Genomic DNA, 511 nt, shown 5'->3' on the forward strand with positions numbered 1-511 from the left:
GCTTGATTCATTTACCACTGGTGCTTCCACCAGTGGTGATTGGTTATTTGTTGTTAGTCTCGTTAGGGCGACAAGGCTTTTTAGGGCGTTGGCTCTATGAGCATTTAGGTTTGGTGTTTAGCTTTAATTGGAAAGGGGCAGTTGTCGCTTGTATTGTTGTCGCATTGCCTTTGATGGTTCGCTCTGTCCGGTTAAGTTTGGAAAGTGTGGATCCTAAACTGGAACACGCGGCATCCACGTTGGGCGCATCGCCTTTAAAAGTCTTTTTAACCATTACTTTGCCTCTGACGATTCCTGGGATCATCACGGGCACTATGCTGTCGTTTGCCCGCAGTCTGGGTGAGTTTGGCGCAACCATCAGTTTTGTGTCCAATATTCCCGGGGAGACACAAACCATTCCTCTCGCTATGTACAATTTTATTGAAACGCCGGGAGCGGAAATGGAAGCGGCACGCTTGTGTATCATTTCTATTGCTCTCGCTTTATCGACGTTGATGATTTCTGAGTGGTT

1 protein-coding gene is annotated in these 511 nt (G+C 47.0%); it reads left to right on the forward strand.

Annotated features, from left to right (window positions below):
• The coding region (gene modB / locus R7190_RS30985; RefSeq protein ID WP_318138355.1) for a molybdate ABC transporter permease subunit at positions 1 to 511 on the forward strand (511 nt) is incomplete at both ends.

It is taken from the genome of Vibrio sp. 1078-1 (assembly GCF_033340475.1).